The sequence below is a fragment of the Domibacillus sp. DTU_2020_1001157_1_SI_ALB_TIR_016 genome (assembly GCF_032341995.1).
In the GTDB taxonomy this organism is placed as follows: domain Bacteria; phylum Bacillota; class Bacilli; order Bacillales; family Domibacillaceae; genus Domibacillus; species Domibacillus indicus_A.
In genome coordinates this window covers 119,793-137,645 of sequence record NZ_CP135438.1, presented here as the reverse complement: position 1 = coordinate 137,645, position 17,853 = coordinate 119,793, and the positions used below count along the sequence as shown (strand labels likewise).

The following is a 17,853-nucleotide window of genomic DNA, read 5'->3' as shown; positions in this document are numbered from 1 at the left end:
AGGAGCTGAAAAAAGTAATAATGGATTTACAGCAAAAAGAAGCTGATCTTCTCAAATCAACTCCTTTTTGCTAAAAATACTATTGTTAATTACTTGTATTCCCACTTCAATTTCTTTCCCGCTGATATACTTCCTCAAGGACTCTGCAGCAATATCCTGCATACTTTTGCCTGTCTGCTCTCCTTTTTGAACAGCTCCTTAATATCCACAGACAACGAATTTGACAGTAGTCCTTTTGCCGATTCAATTCGGAGTGCGGAGCATCCCGTACAGACTCTTGTTTAACAGAATGCTTAATAAAGCCGGTCTATCGTTTGATAAGTGAGGGAATAGACAGCCGGCAGATGCAGCACCGTATACCCAGGATTTGTACTGCGCTTGCCCATTTCAATGGAATAGTCCGGTATGAATCTATGTGTATAGATGCCTTCCATGCAGCTGGACATATCGTCGGTTCCTGGCACAATAAAGTACCAGTCCCCTAAACCTTTGCACCTAAGTCTTGCTTCTGGAATGGAGGAAGAAAAGAAGTGCTGGTATGCGGCTTCTTTGGCTTTTTTATTGTAGTACTGGCGCTGTGAAAGCCAGTCTTCCCAAATTTTATAGGTTCGATGCCTATTTCAAAAGCGGGGAAGAAATTGAGAAAAAAACACGCAACATTTACGCAGAGAATAGGATGTATGAAGAGCTTCCATAAGCTCTCCAACTGTACCTTTAAGCCCTGATGCCTGAAAAAAATGCTGTACAGATGGATTTAGAAAATTAGGAAGGAGGGTGTTATATAGTTCTTAGCCTCCATATTTAAGTATCTTGCATTGCTTATTATGGAAAAAGCAGATCTGTTTTCGGTAAGTACCTTTTAATGACGATATAGAAACAAATTCTCACAGATGGCTGCTTAAGGGCGTCCTTATTTCCGCTCGCTGAAAGTGCCATGAAACATTGTTTCTGGAAGCGGCGTTGAACAGTGTTTATGGTGGAAATTTATGATTACATTGTGAGGGGAAGGAACATTAAATGAAAGGAATACTTCTATGCGCTGGGAATGGTACGCGGATGCAGCCATTTACTTTTTCATTGCCAAAACCGCTATTGCCGGTAATGAACCGCCCGCTTATCGATCACGCAATTGAAAAGTTCCAGGCGGCCGGCATACAAGAGATTGGATTGGTCATCAATCCTTCTCAGCAGGCAATTGCCGATCATATAAACGCTGCATATAAAGACCAGAAAATTGAGTTGCTGGTTCAAAGAGAGCCACTGGGTATTGCACATGCGCTTCGTTCTGTACAAGATTTTATTGGAGAAGAGACATTCGCATTGCTTCTTGGTGACAACCTTTTAACCGGCCCGCTGCGTGCACTAGTTCAGTCAGCAGCGGACGGAAAGTCGTCTCTTCTTTTAAAACGGGTACCGAACCCGCAGGAATTTGGTGTTGCGGTAGTCGACAAGAAACAGAGTCGTATTTTAAAACTGGAAGAAAAACCTTCCGTACCAAAAAGTGATCTGGCAGTGATGGGTGCTTATGTATTTCAGCCTGCTATTTTCGATGCGATCAATGCTATTCAACCATCAGGACGTGGTGAATACGAGATTACCGATGCTATTCAGTGGCTGATCGACCATGATTATCCGGTGACGTATCGTGAAACACTTTTACCCATTTTTGACGTTGGGACGCACAGCCGCTGGCTAGAGGCGAACACATGGATGATGGCTGAACAGGGACAGGGACAGGGAGAAGTTAGCATTGGACGAAATACAAGTGTTGAAAAGTGTGTATTTCTGGGAAACGTGCATATTGGAGACGACTGTATACTGGAAAATGCGGTGATAGGACCAAACGTATCTTTGCAAAATGGCTGTGTAGTAAAAGAGTGCCGTATTGAAAACAGTATTTTGCTGGCGAATGCAGCTGTTCATACTCGTCAATCTATTCGTGATAGCATTTTAGGGCAGGGGGCAGTCGTAAAAGGAGATACGATTAGAGGTGCAGTTCGCTGCATCCTGGGAGACAAATCGGTATATGAACTATATGAGCAGGAATGAGGTACATGAGCAATTTGTAGAATCGGGCAAAAATATTCCTATCATAAAGAAAAATAGGGACGATATGGCAATGGGGTACAAAACTTTATATTCCCAATCGAGGGGAATCTTTTTGCTCAGTAAAATACAATGAGGAAAAGGCTTGCGGGGCTTTTAACAGTCTTGCATTTAAAGCTCTAACATTTAAAACTTCTAGACATTGGCGGTATTTTTAAATGAAAATGTTGCGTCTTTGCCGACAGACAGTCTTTGCTTTTGCTCTTAAGAGCAAAAGCTTTTTACATTACGCTCAATAATCTCCCTTAAGCGTCCACATCAATGGGGAGGTTTGGCACCTCGATGTCGGCTCATCGCATCCTGGGGCTGTAGTCGGTCCCAAGGGTTGAGCTGTTCGCCTATTAAAGCAGTACGCGAGCTGAGTTCAGAACGTCGTGAAGTTCGGTCTCTATCCATCGCGCGCAGGAAATTTGAGAGGAGCCGCCTTTGATACGAGAGGACCGAGATGGACACACCGCTCGGTAGCTATGTGTGAACGGGATAAGTGCTGAAAGCATCTAAGCATGAAGCCGCCCTCAAGATGTGAGATTTCCCATTACGCAAGAAAGCAAGGTCCCTTGAAGATGACGAGGTAGATAGGTTCGGAGTGGAGGTGCGGCGATGCAAGGGGCTGACGAATACTAATCGATCGAGGACTTAATCAACTGAAATGCCGAGGGTGCATGTCCATCAGCGACACATGCTGGAGAAATGGATGCATGAGGCGCTTTTGGCCTCATCAGACAGGCCGAAGCAACGCGAGCTGACACACCCGAGGCTGGATAATACATGGCATCGATATGCCGTTACTTTACAGAGATTATCTAGTTTTGAAGGAACAATTTTGTTCCATACTAGTCTTGTGGCAATAGCGAAGAGGTCACGCCCGTTAAGCTCTTCAGCGCCGATGATAGTTGGAGGTTTCCCCCTGTGAGAGAAGGAAGCCACCATTTTTGTTTTTTCCTATTATATTTTATTACATTCTTCATCTATCCAATCCATTGGACGTAAAACAATTTGGACAGATTTATTTTACTTGAAAAGGCGTCAGTTTTAATATTTGTTTATATATGTCAGGCAAATCCACCAGAGATTTCCCCGACAGCATTTTCATCGATTGAGCTACAATGTCTGCCCCATGATGAGGTACTTTGCTAAAGGCTGCTTCGTAATACTGTTTTTGGCTGATCATTTGTTTTATTCTTGCTTCCAGTTCCGGCAAGGGCATGTCAGGCTCCGCGACACAAGATTCTTCCCCCGCAATCTCCTTCAGCATCATATTTTTGACTTCTCGTTCCTTTGTATCTGCAGGCAATGCCAGCAAAGGTGTTCCTGTAGAGATACAGTCCATCAAGATGCCCATTCCAGGCTTGCTTATTACGAGATCAGCTGCATTCACTAGTTCCCGGCCGTTTTCGAATAGCGGTGCCTGGATTATTTTTGGATTGAATGGAAAGTTCACACTCCCGAGCTGACCTGCAACAACAATCCGGTACGTTCCTTTCAACTGATTGATTTTTTCATACCATTCATCCATGTAACGGTAGCGGAATTTTCCAATCCCTCCTCCCATTTGAACGAGGATGAATGGTTCATCTGCCGGAATCCCCAGTCGTGATTTCACCTGTGCCGGGTGCATGGTGATATCCCGGGCTATGATTGGGATTGGCACATATAAAGTAGTCAATTCCGGAATTTCCTTTGGCTGTGTAAGATTGATGTGAAAAAAGATATCTGTTGATCTTTGGGAAACCGCACGGATTTGTTCCTTAAACTTTTTCGTCCAATCTGTATCTTTATCAGATACACTCATATCACTATGATAAATTCCGCCTATGATGGGTCCCTGGCCTTTCCGCTGTTTTTTTGTTTCCTTCACTTCATCTCTCCAGTCATGAATAAGTAAGTCGGCATTAAGAAGCTGATCTGCCCCTTTTCTAAAATGTACAGAATCATGTATTTCTGTATTAGTGAGATTCGACTTCAGCCATTCGTGTGTATGTGAAAAAGCAAAGATTTTCACCTCTTCGCCGCTTATTTCCTTGAACTTTGAAATATTGGCTACACAGGGATTCAAATGACCCAGGTTTTTCCCGACAATATAATGAATCAATTCTGCTCCGCCTTCCTTTCCTGCCGTCTAAGATGTTCCATTATCATATGTTCCGCACATCCTTTTGTACTTGGTTTTTACCCAGAAAGGCGAAAAATGAGGATATTCCATGATCATCCCGGCCATGCTTCTAATTTTTCAATCTGCAGTCTCTTTCCCCGGTAAAAAATCGGAGTTTGTACACCTATGAACACATCAGACAAAGCTTTCATAAAGTATAGTAATTGCAGCATGGAATAATAGGTTGTGCCGCTTCCTGCTGGTAATTTACAACTCCGACAAAGGCAGTGAAAAACTATGTTACGTGTGGCAGTTGTCAGAGGATGGTACCTTCCGATCAGTGAAACATTCATTTACTCTGAATTGGTAAATGTCAAATCGGTTTCCCCAATCGTTTGTTGCAAGAAGATCGTCAACCTTGAGCACTTTCCCTTTAAGCCTATCTACCAATACAAGGATAATGATGATCTGATAGACATCCTCCGCATTCAAAAAATCAGTCTGATTCACGCAAGGTTTGGTGTAACTGGAGCTGATTTGCTTGAAGTCAAAAAGGAGCTTGGAATCCCGATGTTGACTTCTTTTCATGGTTTTGACCTCCCGACAAATGCAAAGTCCATGCGAAGATATGGTGATCGGCTGCAGCATTTATTTGAACAGGGAGATGCATTCACAGTTACTTCAGAGAACATGAAAGAAATCCTTATCAAATACGGATGTTCTCCGGATAAAATATTTGTCCATCACAGCGGAATCAATGTAAGTAAGTTTTCATACAAAAAGCGCACAGCACGAGAGAACGAAACCATCACGGTCTTGACGGTCGGGAGGCTTGTTGAAAAGAAAGGAATGGAATACCTGATTGAAGCTGTTCATCGGGTTCATCAGCATTACCCGGGCATCAGGCTGCGCATTGCCGGGGATGGGCAGTTAAAACGGACGCTTGAAAAACAGGTAGAACGGCTGAAGTTGGATGGCATCGTCAAGTTCCTCGGGGAAGTTTCCCATCAGGCTGTAGTAGAAGAAATGAAAAAAGCCCATTTATTTGCCCTCGCCAGTACGACTGACAACGTCGGAAACCAAGAAGGAATTCCAAATGTTTTAAAAGAAGCCATGGCATGCGGTATGCCTGTGCTTTCGACAAAGCATGCAGGCATACCGGAGCTTGTAGAGGATGGAAAATCTGGATTTCTCGTACCGGAACGCGATCCCGTCGCATTGGCCGAGCGCTTGCTGCATCTTGTTCAGCACGCCGAGGATTGGGAAAAGTTCGGTACACACGGCCGAAAAACCGTTGAACAGTTCTTTAACATAGACAGACAAATTGAGAATTTAGAAAGAATATACAGCTTGCTGCTGTCAAAATAAGTTTACGTAAGAGGTGATGAGTTTTGCCCAAGATAAGTGTCGTTATTCCCACTTATAATCGGGGAGAGTTTACCGTGCATGCAGTCGAGAGTGTCCTTGCTCAAACGTACAAGGATTATGAAATCATCGTTGTCGACGATGGTTCAACAGATGATACGGAAGAGCTGCTGCAGCAATATAAGGGTCGGATCCGCTATATAAAGCAGGAGAATCAAGGCCCTTCAGCTGCCAGGAATACCGGCATCCGCCTTGCGGAAGGTGAATACATCGCTTTTTGTGATTCGGATGACAGATTTCTGCCTGAGAAGCTCGAAAAACAAATGGAATTTATCGAAAAGAACCCTGACTGCAAATTTTTATATACCTGGTATCACAATGTGAATGATCAAGGGGAATACACAAAATTACGGAAGCCGAATACCTGTAAGAATAAAGAGCATTTACAATATTTTTTGTTTATCCGCAAATTTACGATCAGAACCTCTACTTTGCTGGTTCACAAGAACTGTTTTGAAAAAACGGGGCTTTTTAACGAAAAATATTGGTATTCACAGGATTGGGATATGTGGCTTCGGTTGGCTGCCTATTATCGTGGCTATTGTCTGGAAGAGCCTTTAGCTGAATATTGGCTCCATGAGGATAATCGCAGCAGCCTCAGGGTTAGAATCTATCATCCTGAAATTATCGAGTCGACACTAAAGCTTTATGGATGGGATGATGAGAAGATTGCTAAATTAGAAGAAAAGTATGGAAAAAGGCGAAGTCAAGGGGGACAATACCCGTCAAAAAATCCTGGAAACGGATCAAATAACCCTGATATCAACGGGGGTAACTCTAGATGAAAATTGCTTTAATATGTTCAGACAGAGGCCCCGCCCCCCCTGTGAAGGGCGGAGCCATCCAATTATTAATCAGCAAAATTGCGCCATTGCTTGCAAAAACATATGAAGTTACGGTTTTCTCCGTCACTGATCCTTCCCTCCCCGATACAGAGTGTACAAATGGTGTTTGCTTCGAACGCTATGATAAGGACCAGTTTTTCCAGCAAGTTTGTGAAAGGGTAAAGCAAGTTCAGTTTGATGTGATCCAGGTTTACAACAGGCCAGGTTATATTCCATTGATTCGGGAGGCCGTCCCCCGCTCAAAGATCATCCTGTCACTCCACAACCTTGTATATAACACATTAAAAGTAGAAAGATCTCTTGCCGAAGCAGCATTCAGGGAAGCAGATTGGATTTTTACAGTCAGCAGGTTCATCGCTGAAGATACCGCTGAAAAGTTCCCGGTCGCTTCCGCTAAAATCCAGCCCCTTTACACGGGTGTAGATTTGGATGATTACTCATCCATTTGGTCAAAGAGAGGACGAAAATGGCGAAACAAAATTCGCTCATTATATAATCTCGATTCAAAGGATCCTGTCATTCTCTTTGTAGGCCGCCTTGTTCCGGACAAAGGATGCCACCTTATTTTAGGTGCAATGAACGAGATTTTGAAAAACGTCAAACATGCAAAATTGCTGATAGTTGGAAGCAAGTGGTATGCAGATAAATCAACCAGCAAATATATAGAGAGACTGAAGAAGCTAGCGAGGGAACATGAACATAGTATCGTATTCGCTTCCTATGTACCAGTGGAGGAAATTCCAAAGTATTACGCAGCCGCAGACCTTTTCATCTGTCCATCACAATGGAAGGAGCCGCTTGCAAGAGTGCATTATGAAGCAATGGCGGCAGGATTGCCAGTCATTACAACCAGCCGGGGCGGCAATCATGAGGTAGTGCGTAATGGGAAAAATGGGATTGTGATAGATGATTATAAAAATCCAGCGGCCTTCGCAGCCGCTTCGATTGACATCCTTAATGACCCAGATAAGGCTATCGCAATGGGGAAAGCGGGCCGAAAAGACGTCAAAAATATATATAACTTTGACCGGGTCACCTCGGATATCGCACTCCTCTATACAAAACTTTTTGAAAGCAGTGAGCAAGGGACAAATTCGTCCTCATAAGACGGAGGACTTTGAAGGGATGAAATGGATCATGAAAGTTACTGTGATTGGTTCCGGATACGTTGGAACCACGACAGCTGCAGTATTAGCTGCCTTAGGCCATCACGTAATCGGTGCGGATGTGGACTCTGCAAAAGTAAAAAAGTTATCGGCCGGGATTCTCCCATTTGTAGAGCCTGGTCTGGACAAAATGCTGAATGATAAAAACATCAGGGGCACATTAAAATTTACCGATCAGATCAAAGAAGCGATTCAGGCAAGTGACATCTTGTTTATTGCCGTCGGGACTCCTTCCCGTGAAGATGGTACTGCCGATTTAAAATATCTCCGTTCAGTAGCCGATACAATTGCCGCTTCCATTAATGATTACAAGGTCATTGTTACCAAAAGTACGGTTCCCATTGGCACAAATCGCTGGTTATCAGATTATCTGAGAAAAAAAATCTCTGACCACACCCTATTCGATGTGATCTCTAATCCCGAATTTCTGCGGGAAGGCCATGCCGTCTATGATACTCTTAATCCTGACAGGATCGTCATTGGCGGAAACAGTCAGAATGCCATTACCATTATAAAAAAGCTGTATCGCCAGCTTAACAGTAAATACGTTCTATGCGATTGGGAAACAGCTGAATTAATTAAGTACGCCTCAAATGCTTACCTTGCAGCAAAAATCTCCTTCATCAATGAAATAGCCCAAATCGCAGAAAAGACAGGAGCCGATATCCTTCAAGTCGCTTACGGAGTCGGACTAGATTCGCGGATAGGCCCAGAATTTCTTAAATCGGGAATTGGCTATGGTGGCTCTTGTTTTCCTAAGGATGTAAAGGCGTTGATTTCTACAGCGGACCTGATCGGTGTTAAAACTCATATTTTGAAAGAAATAGAGTCCGTTAATGAAGCAATGCCTGATGTATACCTGGAAAAATTGGCTGCTAGTCTTAAAAAGGAACCCTGGACAATCTCCATACTCGGCCTCACTTTTAAGCCTGAAACGGATGACCAAAGAGAATCTCCTGCGATTAAGATTGTGAACAAACTTCTGCCTGTATGCAAAGAGATCCGCATCCTCGACCCTACCATTCAATCAAACCTGCAAACTCCATGGCCTCATGACAGTAAAGTCAAAGTCTGCCAAACAATCAAAGAGACATTAGTCAGAACTGATGCAGCAATCCTATGTACAGCATGGGATACCTTCACCGGCATTGATTGGAATAAGGCAAAGGATTTTATGGAAAACCCGATCCTGTTGGATGGGCGGAATATTTACGACCCAAACATAATGAAGGCAGCCGGCATAACCTATCTAGCATTAGGGAGGGGAAATTAAGCATGAAGGTACTGGTTACGGGTGCAGCTGGTTTTATAGGCTCTCACCTATGTGAACGGCTGTTGGCTGAAGGTCACGATGTGGTGGGTGTTGATATGTTCCTGTTCAAAGAACGGGAATGGTTACAGCAATATAACGTAAAAGAACTTTTACAAAATCCTAACTTCAAGTTAGTCAACGGCAATCTCCTCGAGCTTGATTTAAAAGAACTCCTAGAGGGGATCGAAGTCATCTTCCACCAGGCAGCGATCGCAGGCGTCCGCGATAGCTGGGGAGCTAACTTTCGGCAATACGTGGAACTAAATATCCTAACGACTCAGAGGCTCTTGGAAGCATGCAAGGATCTGCCCCTCAAGAAATTCGTGTACGCCTCGACTTCCTCCATTTACGGTATAACGGACGGCAGAACCTCTGAAGACAAACCTGCAATGCCGATTTCTCCATATGGTACAAGTAAATTGGCTGGTGAGCATTTACTTCGTATGTATCATTTGAATTTTGGGCTGCCGGCAACTTCGCTGAGATACTTTACCGTATACGGTCCAAGGCAGCGTCCTGACATGGCCTTTCACAAATTCCTGAAAGCAGTCCTAAGAGACGAGTCCATCTCCCTCTTTGGCGACGGCCAGCAAACCCGGGATTTCACGTATGTAAGTGATGCCGTTGAAGCAAATATCCTAGCAATGAATCACCCGGAGCATGGAAATGTGTTCAATATCGGCGGCGCAAAAAGGTCTTCCGTGAATCAAGTCCTTACTGTAATAGAAGCTGTCACAGGAAAGAAAATAAAAATCGATCACCAGCCTATGCAGCCTGGTGATCCGCTCCATACATGGGCTGATATATCCCATGCACGCAAAAAGCTGGGATATAACCCGAAAACCAACTTGCATGAGGGCATCCAAAATGAATGGGATTACATCAAGAAAATGTATCAATCTTAAACTACATTGAAAGATTGTGGGAGCGGAATTGGATCATATGTTTTCGAACACAGCACCACATCAGGCTGCTGGTTGATCGACACCTGGAGGAATGGAGATGTTAGAAAAAGTATCTGTGCTGATGCCTTACAAACCAGATCATGGGGTCAGAGATGTTTTATGTAAATGGGTACAATCTTTTTATCGAAATATGATGCCCGAGGTTGAAATTTGTATCGGCGAGTGCAATAGTGAATTGTTTAATAGATCACTTGCTATAAATAATGCTGCTAAAATAGCGACAAGAGATGTATTTGCGATTATAGATACAGATGTCGTATACGACCCACAGTTATTAATTGATGCGGTTCAACTGCTTGATAAACATCCCTGGCTCATTCCTTACAGTAAAATTATGGATTTATCACAAACGAGTACCGAAGCACTTTTGGAAACCAATGCCCAGTGGCCCCTGCCCGTCAATGTAGAATGTAAGGATCGATTTGAGTTGAAGGATCACAAACCTGTAGGTGCATTTGCAGTGCTTAGCCGGGCAAACTTCGACCTGGTCGGAGGATTCGATGAAAGATTTGTAGGATGGGGCAGAGAGGACAATGCATTCAGGGATGCAATGAACACCTTATGCGGTCCTTATAAGAGACTCAATAAATATAATCTGTACCATCTTTGGCATCCGAGAACAGAAGCTAAAGGAAATCCCAACTTTGAAAATAATCATAAATTATATAAAGAATACGCTAAAAGAAGAGGGAATGTGGATGAAATGAAAGAATGGATCAAGGTACGTAAAAAATCCGGTTTGTAGTTCTCTTCTTTCTCATACTAACTACCTGCTAACCTGTATAGGAATTTACAAGTCTGGTGATTTCTGCTTCAGGCGCTCCTCTTTCCCCGGGGCGGCGGTGAACATCCTCGTCGCTGCCCCTGAGGTCACTGAAAAGTCCAATATACTATAAGGCAGTTGAAGGTTTTATTTAATTAAACGTTCGACTGCCTTTTTATTTTATAAATAATAAACTGTACGCAGGTGGTTTTTATATGATTTGAAATCAAGGGTCTCTCAATCTAAGTCCTTTCATGGCTATTTATGATCTAGTTTGATGAATTTGTGATGGACGAAAGAGGTATAGGATATTTATTTAAATTTTGTAGAAGCTTGTGTGGTTCACGGTATTCTTGACATGGAACATACCTCTTTAAAAACTCTTGAGGATGACCCAAAAACATTATTTGCAAAAAATATCACAATATTTTGGATGACAGAGAAGTTGAAAAAAGAAAGAATATAAAAAAATTTACAGGTATTATGGTTTTGTTTAAACTCGAAAAGTAGATCAACTCCTTTTTCTTAAAGTCACACTGTTGGCTAGTTTAATTCCTGCTTCAATTCCTTTCTTACTCATATCCCTCTTCAAGAATCTTCGCAGCAATGTTCTGCATACTCTTGCCAGTTTGTTCGCCTTTTCTCACAGCTCATCCTTAATATCCACGGGCAGGGAAGCCAACAGTACCTTTTCTTCGAGTTTAATGTTCAGTATTCTCTCAAAACTAATTCCATACAGTTTAAATTGATTCTGTTGATGGATAGTATGATAGTATTTTCATTTCATTTTTTGTCCTTTGCTGCACGTGTCATCCTATTTTCTGGTTTTTTATCTAGAAGAGTCAAACTTTCATGATTTTTATTATTTACAGCTGCTTAGTTTGGCAGTACAGAGCCGCAAACAAAAACAGTCACACTAGTGCAGTGAAAAACTAAACAACAAATTCCTTTCTGTAAATATCATGTAGTTTAGTGAGCACCAGTTCTTCATGCCCTGAAAACTTTATTTTCGTTTCTTTGCCCTTATTTATGAAAATCCCAGTTGCTTCGTCTCTAAAGTTAAAGGCAGCATCGTATAAGCGGGAAGCTCCTTTGCTGGTAGGCGCAAAAATCAAATTCCGGATCGGCCTCATAAAAGTGGGCAGCCCTTTAGCTTTAGTCAATTTCGTTCTGCTTGGACCAGGGCACACACTGCGAATCTTTATTCCTTCTGTCCATAGGTCTGAAGCAATTCTTTTTGTCCAAAGAGAGAGCGCCAGCTTACTGTGTGCGTAAGGACCGATAATTTTTCTGAAACGAGTTGTCCCGGGTTTCATTAATGTATCTAAATTCAAATTCTTTAAAACCAGTAAAGTATTTGAAGAAGTATTGATCACCGTTTTCATCGTGCCCTTTAATAACAGTTCTTTAAGTTCCATCACTATAATATAAGGCACCAATGTATTCATCTCGAAATGCATCTCACGTTTTTGTTTGGAATATTTGTATTCATCAAAATAAACCCCTGCATTGTTGAAAAGTAAATCGATACGGGATTCATGGGTCTTGATATGGGCAAGTGCGTTCCTAAGGCTGGAAAAGTCGGCTAAATCAGCTTTATATATCCTTAAATGCCGCGTTTTAAGCGCTTGTAGGATAAGTGGATCATTGCTTGGAAAGTCAGATCGGATCAAGGCAGCTACTTCCCAGCCTTTTGATAATATTTTCTTTGCCAGTTCCAACCCAACGCCAGAGTTAGCCCCGGTTATCAGTGCTACTTTATTATCTTCAATCATCTAATTTCTCCTTTCTATGTTATTTATAGTTCATAAATTCCTGATATGACCTGGTGTAAACATACTTAAAATAGAGAGTTCGACTTCTTTCTCGCTGATACACTTTTTCAAGAATGTCAGAGGTAATTCCCTAGATACTTTTCCTCTCTGTTCGCCTTTTTTCACAGCCAGTCCTTCATATCGACTGACAGGGAAACCGAAGCAGCTCTTTGAGAGTATGAACGGTTCCGGGTACCATAAAGTACCATTCCCTTAAACCTTTATGTATAAGCAGCGTTTCTGGAATGGGGGAAGAAAAGCACTGGCACACAGCTTCTTTGGCTTTTTATTGTAGTAGTGTGAGAGCGTGGTTCTTCCCAAATTTTCCTTTCGTGCCGCTCATTGAATTCTTTTAGATCGCTCTCTTTAATGTAGGATTCGCTCTTTTATCTGTCCTTCTGAAGCTGGAAGCGGCCTTTCTTTAAACTAAAATCCGCTAGTAACACCTATTTATAATTGAAGAGTGGTGAAACCATTCCGTGTTCAGCTAACGATATGTATTGTTAAGAGAGGATTGAAGGAGGGGATGGGGAATGAGTTTAGCCAGTTACATAGGCTATAATAAAGAAATACCCGTTAACGACGAATATACAGATGATTTGATGTATATTGGTAATTGTTTTGCAGATGTCGATAACCTGGAAAATGTAAAGAATCATCAATTCACTACACCGTACGTTTATGAAGTATCTAGTCATTGGGGCATTAAAATTCCTGAATATATAACTCCAGAAATTTGTGCCGATTTGAAAAAAGTAGCTAAACTTGCTTTGTGAGGTGATGGATGGTTACCTTGAAAAAGGTGATTTTTTTGAACAAAAAATTAGCGCCGCATTCCCCTTCAAAATCTCCGATTTAGTGGGGTTAGGCGCTAAGGTCTTAATTCTTCCTACTCTTCTATATATTTTTTCATTAGACCCATTGCCGCTGCTTATTTATAATCACTCATATTGATTCTCTTTTTGTTTTACAATTGATTTCCATTTTGATACGATCAACGTATCATAAGGACTAAAAAATGGAAAGGAGGGTTTGGTCATGAAAGTTGCGAAGTCACTGCTGCACAAAATTACAAACCGGACCGAAATCTTCAATGATACGCTGGATATTTATAATGACGCCCTGTCTTTCATTATTCAAGTGATCGACAAAGAGTTTGATCATACCGACGACCTGACAACAAAATCAATTGTGCCGGCAGTAGAAAAACTGATTCACGCAACCAAATCAAACCCTCTTCCGAAATACAAAGAATTTAACGAACGTTTTTACAAATTTCCTTCCTACTTCCGCAGAAGTGCCATTGCTTCCGCTTTTGGCAAAGTCAAGAGCTTCCGCTCTAACTATCAAAACTGGGAAAAAGAGCAGAAGTATGCTCTTTCCGCAGGGAAGAAATTCAGGAAACAGCCTCCCCGCCTGCAGACGGAACATAAGGAATTTCCTGTTTTTTATAAAGGGAATATGTTCAACAAAACATCCGCTACCACTGCGCAAATCAAAGTATTCTACCAGAATGACTGGGTATGGACAGATATCGAATTTAAAGGGCAGGACCTTTATAAACGGGGTGTCTGGGAATGGAAAGAGAACAACCCTAAGCTGATTAAGCGGGGAAAGAAGTTCTTCCTTTCCATCAGCTATGAAAACAAAGTCACTTTAGCAAAAACGCCTATTCAAGAACAAAAAGTGTACGCGGTAGATCTCGGACTGACGAACTCTGCGGTTTGTTCAATTATCGATGTAAGAGGCACTGTCTTAGGCCGAAAGTTTATTGACCAGCCTAAAGAAAAAGACCGTCTGCAGACGTTAACGAACAAGCTGCGGAAAGCCCAGCGGGCAAGCGGCCGCATTCAGGCACCGAATTTTTGGCGGCAGATCAGTGGGTACCAGCAGCATATTGTCCGCCACACAAGCCAGGAAATTATAAAACTTGCAGCAAAGCATGGCTGTGACGTCATCGTATTCGAATATCTGGGCAAAATAAAAATCCCAAAAGGATTTTATGGAGCCAGGAAACTTCGTTTCAAGCTTCACGGATGGCGAAAAATAGGCATCCAGAACAAAGTGGAAGAAATGGCGCGCTGCCAGGGCATGCGTATATCCCGGATCAATCCGCGAAACACCAGCGCCCTGGCATTTGATGGCTCTGGAAAAGTGGAACGGAACCGGAAAAAAGACCTTGCCACGTTTTCAACGGGCAAAGTCTATCACGCGGATTTGTCCGCTTCTTATAATATCGGGGCCCGTTATTTCATTCGGGCTTTTCAAAAAACCATTTCGGAAACGAAATGGTTGTCACTTCAGGCAAAAGTTCCTGAGCTGGCAATAAGGACATCCCAGACCTTGTCTTCGTTCATTAGTCTCCATCATGCACTCGGGCTTCCGAAGGAAGCTTAACCCGCTGATGTTGTACCGTATTCAAGATAAGGGATGCTCTATCAAAATCTTTGATTTAGGTGGAGAGGTTCACTCAGCTATAAGACAATGGGTTGCTCCAATGGTGACTATCTCTTTTTGGGTAACCTATTTAATTGTATGGTGTATTCAGGCTAAACGAAAAGAAAAAATGCGAGGGTATAAAAAAGAATAGCCATCACGGGCTATTCTTTTTATTTGGTTCTGTTGAATATTATTGCTGATTTTTCCATGTAAGTATTGCTATTTTTATTTAATGGATATCGTTCTTTTTGAAATTGCCGCCTTTCACTTCTGCTACATCATACACAGTAACAAAAGCTCCTGGATCAATTTCATTGATGATTTCCTTTAATTTGGTTTCTTCTAAGCGGTTAATGACACATGTAATTTCTTTGAATTTTTCATGGGAAAAACCGCCATACGCTTCTTTATACGTGGCACTTCGGCCTAAGCGGTCACGTATGGTCTCTACCATTATTTCAGATTCAGTGGTGATAATTTGGAAGGTTTTAGAGCCGCTTAAACCTTCTTCCACGATATGTATGACTTTAGAAGCAATAAAGTAAGCAATAGCCGAAAGAATAGCTCCTTGCAGGCCGAATACAGTGGAAACAATAATAAATACAAAGATGTTTAAGAAAAGTATAAGATCACTCGTCCCGAACGGTAATTTTCGAGAAAGCAGTACAGCAAGCATATCAATTCCATCTAGTGCGCCGCCATTACGCAAGGCCAACCCCATCCCGAAACCAAGGATAATACCACCAACGACTGTCACTAACAATGTATCGCCTTCAATAATAGCGGGTGTATGGTGCATGAGGATTGTGCCAATCGCGAGTGAAGCGATGCCGATAACCGAAAAAATGGCAAAGCTTTTTCCAATTTGTTTATATCCTAGCCAGATAAAAGGAAGGTTCAGAACCGCAATAAGTATGCCTAAGGGCAAGCCAAATAATTGTGAGCCGACGATACTAAGGCCTGTTACACCTCCATCTGACACGTTGTTTGGGATCAATACGGTTTCTAGTCCGTATGCAGCGATAAATCCCCCGAGGATGACTAATAATCCTCGCATCATCATTTTAAGTTTACTGGGCTTATGCTTTTTGATTTTACTCATATAATTCCTCTCTTCAAATATTTTTTCTTATTCAAGCTTACCATAAGTATCGAATATCATTGGTAACTAAGCCTTATAATCGTGATGTTTACATAATGAAATACAGAAGAAGGGGAGGTTAGGCCCTTCTTTTTATGTTTAATACGAAAGAACGCAAAATAAACGGCACTGTTAGTTTAACGAGATGAACATTCTCATTTAACAGAGCCGTTTATTAAAAGGAAATTTATATAGTTAATTGATATTATTTTCGTTTAAACGAGAACAAAACGAACAGCAGCTCTCCTTGAGATTCAATGCTGAGCGTGTCCTATTCCGGAATATATCACACTGCTTAGTTGAGTGTTTGATGATTCAACCGACGCACCATTTAATCGCGCATTAAACGGTCCATCGGTTTTTAGCAGAAAAGGAACAGGGCACTTTTACATCAAGCTTTAACAGTTATAAATTCGTTCTGGACAGGTATAGATGTTTAAAGATTGGCTGCGGATAAAGCCTACCGTTGTGATTTGCAGCTCCTCTGCTAGGTTTAGGGCTAATTCTGTTGGAGCGGATTTAGTGAGTACTACTTCACAGCCGATTTTAGCTGCTTTTAATAATATTTCTGATGAAAGGCGGCCGCTGAAAACAAGAATTTTATCAAGCATTGTAATTCGGTTTTTTAAACAATACCCATAAATTTTATCAAGCGCATTATGACGCCCAATGTCCATTCTGCTTAGAACAATCCCATTACGGTCGCAGAGAGCTGCGTTGTGGACGCCGCCAGTCTGCTGGAACGTTTGGGCAGAGCTTTGCATTTCGTTCATTAAGCGGAAACAATCTTCTACGGAGATTTTAACGTTCCTATTCTTTATCTTCTTTGCGGTGAACTTATCATTTACAAAAACAAATCCCTGTCTGCTTGCCCCGCAGCAGGAGGTAATATAGCGCTTATTATGAAACTGCTGATAGTAAGAATTGATTCTGGCCGTTTTTACATGAACGTATCCTTCTTCCTGCAGCCATATCTCTTGAATATCCTCGTACTTGCGGATAACCCCTTCAGAAGCTAAATAGCCAATCACCATATCTTCTATATGCTCTGGCGTACAGACCATTGTAACAAATTCCTCATTATTAATTTTTACAGTTACGGGGTATTCAGTGACAATACGATCCTCTTTATACTCAGTCTCTCCGCTGCTGAATCGGAGAATCTTCCGATTTGTTTCAGTTAGAGCCACGGTCATTCCATCCCTTTATGTATAATGTACTCGAAACACTCCAGCATTCTGCTGGATTTATAGCTCTTACATATAGAGAGGGAAGGGGGAGCATGTCCTTCCCCATATATGAATTATTCTTTTATTCCTTTTCCTAAACCTTTTAAAAAGTGAAGACCAAAATTCATCGCCCGGTTCACATCCGGGTCTTTCAATGCCTTCATTAAATCAAACAGGCGGACTTTTTGATCGTTGTTTTCTTTTGCTTCTTCCAGCCCGCTGGCGATACCTGCTAATAACTTTTTCGTTTGTTCCGGATCAATGGCGGTTAAAATGCCGGCCGCAGCCATTACATTGTTGATGAGGGAGGTGACTTCTTTCCGGCTTACCTGGCCTAATGCTACCTCTGCAATATTTTCTTTCGCTTTGAGCATGGATTCTGCCGCTTCAAGAATACCGCTGTCGTGCAGCTCGCGGACAACAGCCATTGTTTTTTGAAGGGCTTCTTCGTTTTCTGTTAAACTGTCTGTCAGCTTATGAAGTGACTGCTGCTTTTTTTCTTCTTCACTCCACTTGCGCTTTTTAAGTGTGCGAATTGGACTTGCCATTCTTTTGC

At 42.0% G+C, this 17,853-nt stretch carries 15 protein-coding genes and 1 other annotated feature; of the genes, 9 read left to right on the top strand and 6 right to left on the bottom strand.

Going from position 1 to position 17,853, the window contains the following annotated elements:
• Positions 1 to 293: 293 nt before the first annotated feature.
• On the bottom strand, positions 294 to 446 hold the full coding sequence (locus tag RRU94_RS00600) for a hypothetical protein (RefSeq protein WP_315691352.1): 153 nt from the start codon (positions 444 to 446) through the stop codon (positions 294 to 296).
• Between the two features lie 571 nt (positions 447 to 1,017).
• Between RRU94_RS00600 and RRU94_RS00595 the strand changes: the two genes are divergently transcribed.
• Positions 1,018 to 2,049, top strand: a complete 1,032-nt coding sequence (locus RRU94_RS00595) for a sugar phosphate nucleotidyltransferase (protein WP_315691351.1) — start codon at positions 1,018 to 1,020, stop codon at positions 2,047 to 2,049.
• Positions 2,050 to 2,258: 209 nt separating this feature from the next.
• Positions 2,259 to 2,738, top strand: a sequence feature (23S ribosomal RNA rRNA prediction is too short).
• A 374-nt stretch (positions 2,739 to 3,112) separates the two neighbouring features.
• Here the strand turns inward: RRU94_RS00595 and RRU94_RS00590 are convergent.
• On the bottom strand, positions 3,113 to 4,198 hold the full coding sequence (locus RRU94_RS00590) for a glycosyltransferase (protein WP_315691350.1): 1,086 nt from the start codon (positions 4,196 to 4,198) through the stop codon (positions 3,113 to 3,115).
• Positions 4,199 to 4,495: 297 nt separating this feature from the next.
• On the opposite strand from RRU94_RS00590, the gene RRU94_RS00585 reads away from it, so the two are divergent.
• The 6 genes from RRU94_RS00585 (at position 4,496) to RRU94_RS00560 (ending at position 10,656) form a co-directional block, all read left to right on the top strand.
• A complete protein-coding gene (locus RRU94_RS00585) occupies positions 4,496 to 5,566 on the top strand; it encodes a glycosyltransferase (RefSeq protein ID WP_315691349.1) in 1,071 nt (356 codons plus the stop codon).
• A gap of 23 nt (positions 5,567 to 5,589) precedes the next feature.
• Positions 5,590 to 6,408: a glycosyltransferase family 2 protein gene (locus tag RRU94_RS00580; protein ID WP_315691348.1), complete on the top strand. Its 819-nt coding sequence runs from the start codon at positions 5,590 to 5,592 to the stop codon at positions 6,406 to 6,408.
• The gene (locus tag RRU94_RS00575) at positions 6,405 to 7,574 is read left to right on the top strand and encodes a glycosyltransferase family 4 protein (protein WP_315691347.1); all 1,170 of its coding nucleotides are present in this window, start codon (positions 6,405 to 6,407) and stop codon (positions 7,572 to 7,574) included. The genes RRU94_RS00580 and RRU94_RS00575 overlap by 4 nt, the downstream gene beginning before the upstream one ends.
• 19 nt (positions 7,575 to 7,593) lie before the next feature.
• Positions 7,594 to 8,907 carry a UDP-glucose dehydrogenase family protein gene (locus tag RRU94_RS00570; protein ID WP_315691346.1) on the top strand — a complete coding sequence of 438 codons (1,314 nt, stop codon included), beginning with the start codon at positions 7,594 to 7,596 and terminating at the stop codon, positions 8,905 to 8,907.
• A 2-nt stretch (positions 8,908 to 8,909) separates the two neighbouring features.
• Positions 8,910 to 9,851, top strand: coding sequence for an NAD-dependent epimerase/dehydratase family protein (locus tag RRU94_RS00565; RefSeq protein WP_315691345.1), 942 nt, complete (start codon positions 8,910 to 8,912; stop codon positions 9,849 to 9,851).
• 97 nt (positions 9,852 to 9,948) lie between these two features.
• On the top strand, positions 9,949 to 10,656 hold the full coding sequence (locus RRU94_RS00560) for a galactosyltransferase-related protein (RefSeq protein WP_315691344.1): 708 nt from the start codon (positions 9,949 to 9,951) through the stop codon (positions 10,654 to 10,656).
• Between the two features lie 950 nt (positions 10,657 to 11,606).
• On the opposite strand, the gene RRU94_RS00555 is transcribed toward RRU94_RS00560, so the two are convergent.
• Entirely contained in the window at positions 11,607 to 12,449 is an 843-nt protein-coding gene (locus RRU94_RS00555; protein WP_315691343.1) for an SDR family NAD(P)-dependent oxidoreductase, read from the bottom strand.
• A gap of 572 nt (positions 12,450 to 13,021) precedes the next feature.
• On the opposite strand from RRU94_RS00555, the gene RRU94_RS00550 reads away from it, so the two are divergent.
• Both RRU94_RS00550 and RRU94_RS00545 read left to right on the top strand, forming a co-directional pair.
• Complete coding sequence (locus RRU94_RS00550) at positions 13,022 to 13,264, top strand: hypothetical protein (RefSeq protein ID WP_315691342.1); 243 nt, start codon at positions 13,022 to 13,024, stop codon at positions 13,262 to 13,264.
• A gap of 262 nt (positions 13,265 to 13,526) precedes the next feature.
• Complete coding sequence (locus tag RRU94_RS00545) at positions 13,527 to 14,885, top strand: RNA-guided endonuclease TnpB family protein (protein ID WP_315691341.1); 1,359 nt, start codon at positions 13,527 to 13,529, stop codon at positions 14,883 to 14,885.
• A 271-nt stretch (positions 14,886 to 15,156) separates the two neighbouring features.
• Here the strand turns inward: RRU94_RS00545 and RRU94_RS00540 are convergent, their stop codons facing one another.
• From RRU94_RS00540 to RRU94_RS00530, 3 genes are all read right to left on the bottom strand, one after another.
• On the bottom strand, positions 15,157 to 16,029 hold the full coding sequence (locus RRU94_RS00540) for a YitT family protein (RefSeq protein WP_315691340.1): 873 nt from the start codon (positions 16,027 to 16,029) through the stop codon (positions 15,157 to 15,159).
• Positions 16,030 to 16,466: 437 nt separating this feature from the next.
• A complete protein-coding gene (gene fdhD, locus RRU94_RS00535; protein ID WP_410492959.1) occupies positions 16,467 to 17,231 on the bottom strand; it encodes a formate dehydrogenase accessory sulfurtransferase FdhD in 765 nt (254 codons plus the stop codon).
• Positions 17,232 to 17,371: 140 nt separating this feature from the next.
• A complete protein-coding gene (locus RRU94_RS00530; protein WP_315691338.1) occupies positions 17,372 to 17,845 on the bottom strand; it encodes a helical membrane plugin domain-containing protein in 474 nt (157 codons plus the stop codon).
• Positions 17,846 to 17,853 lie beyond the last annotated feature (8 nt).

What these genes read in the sequence shown, in the direction of transcription:
- RRU94_RS00530 (WP_315691338.1), bottom strand. Translation starts at nt 17,845, where the DNA reads ATGGCAAGTCCAATTCGCACACTTAAAAAGCGCAAGTGGAGTGAAGAA.
- RRU94_RS00595 (WP_315691351.1), top strand. Translation starts at nt 1,018, where the DNA reads ATGAAAGGAATACTTCTATGCGCTGGGAATGGTACGCGGATGCAGCCA.
- RRU94_RS00545 (WP_315691341.1), top strand. Translation starts at nt 13,527, where the DNA reads ATGAAAGTTGCGAAGTCACTGCTGCACAAAATTACAAACCGGACCGAA.
- RRU94_RS00540 (WP_315691340.1), bottom strand. Translation starts at nt 16,029, where the DNA reads ATGAGTAAAATCAAAAAGCATAAGCCCAGTAAACTTAAAATGATGATG.
- RRU94_RS00575 (WP_315691347.1), top strand. Translation starts at nt 6,405, where the DNA reads ATGAAAATTGCTTTAATATGTTCAGACAGAGGCCCCGCCCCCCCTGTG.
- RRU94_RS00570 (WP_315691346.1), top strand. Translation starts at nt 7,594, where the DNA reads ATGAAATGGATCATGAAAGTTACTGTGATTGGTTCCGGATACGTTGGA.
- RRU94_RS00600 (WP_315691352.1), bottom strand. Translation starts at nt 446, where the DNA reads ATGTCCAGCTGCATGGAAGGCATCTATACACATAGATTCATACCGGAC.
- RRU94_RS00565 (WP_315691345.1), top strand. Translation starts at nt 8,910, where the DNA reads ATGAAGGTACTGGTTACGGGTGCAGCTGGTTTTATAGGCTCTCACCTA.
- RRU94_RS00555 (WP_315691343.1), bottom strand. Translation starts at nt 12,449, where the DNA reads ATGATTGAAGATAATAAAGTAGCACTGATAACCGGGGCTAACTCTGGC.
- RRU94_RS00585 (WP_315691349.1), top strand. Translation starts at nt 4,496, where the DNA reads ATGTTACGTGTGGCAGTTGTCAGAGGATGGTACCTTCCGATCAGTGAA.
- RRU94_RS00550 (WP_315691342.1), top strand. Translation starts at nt 13,022, where the DNA reads ATGAGTTTAGCCAGTTACATAGGCTATAATAAAGAAATACCCGTTAAC.
- RRU94_RS00560 (WP_315691344.1), top strand. Translation starts at nt 9,949, where the DNA reads ATGTTAGAAAAAGTATCTGTGCTGATGCCTTACAAACCAGATCATGGG.